The sequence below is a fragment of the Neobacillus niacini NBRC 15566 genome (assembly GCF_001591505.1).
Classification (GTDB): domain Bacteria; phylum Bacillota; class Bacilli; order Bacillales; family Cytobacillaceae; genus Neobacillus; species Neobacillus niacini.
The window spans coordinates 1-3239 of sequence record NZ_BCVA01000096.1; the positions used below are offsets into that span (position 1 = coordinate 1).

Genomic DNA, 3239 nt, shown 5'->3' on the forward strand with positions numbered 1-3239 from the left:
CCGAAGAAACACAAAGAAGAAAATGTGAAGCAATGTATTTAAACAAACGGGGGAATGAGTAAGAGCTGTGGGCTGTTAAAAAAGACAGCAAAATGCTGTCATTTCTTTTTGTGTGCTAACGGATATTATATTATGATTTGAGTGTTTATTTTGTTTCGATGCCATGCCGTACAGCATAGGCAGCAAGCTGGACGCGATTATCCAACTGAAGTTTCTCCAATAGGTTTTTGATATGATTCTTTACCGTATTTTCGGCAATGACAAGTCTCTGGGCAATTTGCTTATTGGTTTCACCTGACGCTACCCTGGACAGAATTTCGCGTTCCCTTGGTGTCAAAGAAACCGGACTGGGCTCATCATCCGAGGTAGTACTGCTGCGAAAACGATGGAATAGCCTGTTGGCAATTTTACGTGATACTTCTGGCTGATCTCCCAGCAAAGCATGCAGGTATTCAAGCCAGTCATCCGGCTCCATATTTTTAATCAAATAACCTTGTGCACCATATTGGATGGCTGTGAACAAATCCTTTACATCATCTGAAACAGTCAGCATCACAACATGAATAGAAGGAAAGAGCAGTTTTATTTTCCGAAGAGCCTCAAGTCCATTTACATTGGGCATATTTATATCAAGAAGCAGTAAATGGGGCTGCAGTTCTTTGCAAAGTTCAACTGCTTCAAGTCCATCTGCAGCCTCCCCAACGATAAGAAAGGTTTCATCAGCTTCTAAAACACTTCGAATTCCTTCTCTAGCAAAAAGATGGTCATCCGCAATCACAACCTTATACTGATTCATTTTTTTCTCTCCTTTGTTACAATAATTTCGGTTCCTCCCAGTTCACTATTATTTATTTGAAAATCTGCGCCAACTTGTCTTGCACGTTCCTTCATCATGGATATTCCATACTTCCTATCCGATACCAATGCAAGATCCATTCCGCAGCCATTATCCCAAATCCTCAATTGCCAATAATCCTGAGTATCCTTAAAATCAATATGTGCTTGTGTTGACATGGAATGTTTTCGGATGTTAGCAAACGCTTCTTGAATAATAGCAAAAATCTGGACTTCTTCCTTTACTGTAAAGATACCATTAGGTATTTCTAAATCTATCTCAACATCAATGCCGGTGAATGAGCTCCATTCAGACATCCACTTGGCAACTCTGGAGTTCATTGATCCATCTTCTTCTGGTGTAGAACGCAGGTTAAATATCGCCTGTCGAACATGGTGATCAATGGTGGAAACTGCACGGGAGGCAGCCACCAGATCTCCTTGCTTCAGCTTTACATTAAGGAAGAAAAGGGATTGGGCAATCCCATCATGAAGCTCATGTGCTAGTCTTTCCCTTTCTTCATAAACAGCTCTTTTTGCCTGTTCCTCCGCCAATTGGTCATTCTTGATTCTTATAATGTGGAATACCCAGAATGAAAACAGTAGGGAAAGAACAAATGTAAGAATAGTAATAAAGACATTTCCAGTCTCCATCGACAAATGTCCAAGAAGATAATCGTGGCGGAAAAATTCAAACCCTCCGATTAAAATTGTTGGTAAAATGACGGTAAGCATCTGTATTAAACGGTATGACAATTTGATTCTCTCCCTCAACACTATTTAATCTACTATAAATGATAATAACCCAAAAACATATATACTACTGATAGCCCTGTTGAGCTATTTACTATGACCAGTGGAGGTTTTACACTGATATTACAGCCGAAATAATTTAGTATGAACATTTCCTCTTAATTAAACGGTTAGAGGAACTACATAATTTTGATAAGGGGGCTGTCTACAACATTCGAGATATTTCTACAAGCTGACTATTAAAATGGATATAGTATTAACAATAGAATAAAAGGGAAAGGAGCTCAATTTTGAAAAAGTTAATTATATCAATGCTTTGTGTATTTATGCTTTTACCTTCAGTCGTTAGTGCACACACAAGTCTATCGTCATCTAATCCAACGGAGGGACAAGTAATTACTGAGAATCTCGAACAAATCACTCTCGTTTTCGCTACTACAATAGAAGAGTTAAGTACGATGAAATTGGTTAAAGAAGGAAATGAAGTAGCATTAGGTGAGATTAAGGTTGAAAATAAACAATTGATTGGAAGCATTTCTAAACCTTTGGATAATGGCTCTTACACAATCCAGTGGAAAATTATAGGTGAAGATGGTCATCCCATAAGTGGCGAGATAAATTTTACTGTTCAAACGGACCAAGAACAATCAGACGCTAATTCTGTCACTCCTAAAGAAAACCAAAACACACAAGGTAATAACAGCCAAACCGAGCAAGCAAAACAAAATAGTGTAGAACAAAATACTGCAAGTGATACAGTTGAAAAAACAGATAATAATTCTTTATCCAACCTACTGGTAATAGTTGCCATTATTTTGGTCGTTATCTTTGGAATCGTACTCCTATTGTTCACAAGAAAGAGGAAATGATAATCATTAATGCATTATAACATTTGTCGAAGGGACATTTAATTTATGAAAAAGCTTATAGCCTCATTTGCTGTTATGTTCGCAGCATTTTCACTTTTTGCAGGAATCGCAAGTGCTCACGTTACTGTACTGCCCAAGGAAACAACACAAGGTAGCTATGAAATGTTTACCTTAAGGGTACCATCCGAGAATGAAACAGTGCCGACTACACAGGTTAAAGTAGAATTTCCTAAAGAGGTTAATATTAGCCGATTTGAACCAAAACCAGGATGGAAATATGAGATTGAAAAGGACGCTTCTGGTAAAATAACAAGTGTAATTTGGACGGCGGAAAATGAAGGGTTATCGTCAACAGAGTTCGGACTTTTTTATTTGCAAGGAAAAGTAGCAGACGATGCAACTGAAATTGCTTTTAAAGCATACCAAACCTATCAGGACGGAAGTGTAGTTGAGTGGATTGGGGCACCAGATTCAGAAAAGCCAGCCTCAGTTACTACAGTAAAACCAGCTGATGGTTCAGACGATCACCACCATGGAACTACTGAAACGAAAGTAGAAACAAAAACAGAACAAACTAATGAAGAAACAGTAAAAGAAACAACAAGTTCTTCCAATGCTCCACTTTATGTTTCGATTGCCGCTTTAATTGCAGCTTTGGTATCTGTAGGTATTTCTCTAAAAAGACGGGGATGATTTTATAATTGAAAGGACAAGAGTTAAATGACTCCTGTCCTTTTCTTATTCTCTATATATTGTAATAGGGGAAGGGTAATGCAGTATTTT

4 protein-coding genes are annotated in these 3239 nt (G+C 37.9%); 2 read left to right on the plus strand and 2 right to left on the minus strand.

The window, feature by feature from the left end:
- Positions 1-145 precede the first annotated feature (145 nt).
- Together BANA01_RS28720 and BANA01_RS28725 are read right to left on the minus strand one after the other, a co-directional pair.
- Complete coding sequence (locus BANA01_RS28720; RefSeq protein WP_034677002.1) at positions 146-796, minus strand: response regulator; 651 nt, start codon at positions 794-796, stop codon at positions 146-148.
- Positions 793-1590 (minus strand): sensor histidine kinase, encoded by a 798-nt coding sequence (locus tag BANA01_RS28725; RefSeq protein WP_034677004.1) that lies wholly within the window; start codon positions 1588-1590, stop codon positions 793-795. The genes BANA01_RS28720 and BANA01_RS28725 overlap by 4 nt, the downstream gene beginning before the upstream one ends.
- A gap of 287 nt (positions 1591-1877) precedes the next feature.
- On the opposite strand from BANA01_RS28725, the gene BANA01_RS28730 reads away from it, so the two are divergent.
- Together BANA01_RS28730 and BANA01_RS28735 are read left to right on the plus strand one after the other, a co-directional pair.
- On the plus strand, positions 1878-2456 hold the full coding sequence (locus tag BANA01_RS28730; RefSeq protein WP_034677006.1) for a copper resistance CopC family protein: 579 nt from the start codon (positions 1878-1880) through the stop codon (positions 2454-2456).
- 45 nt (positions 2457-2501) lie between these two features.
- Positions 2502-3149 carry a YcnI family copper-binding membrane protein gene (locus tag BANA01_RS28735; RefSeq protein ID WP_034677008.1) on the plus strand — a complete coding sequence of 216 codons (648 nt, stop codon included), beginning with the start codon at positions 2502-2504 and terminating at the stop codon, positions 3147-3149.
- Positions 3150-3239 lie beyond the last annotated feature (90 nt).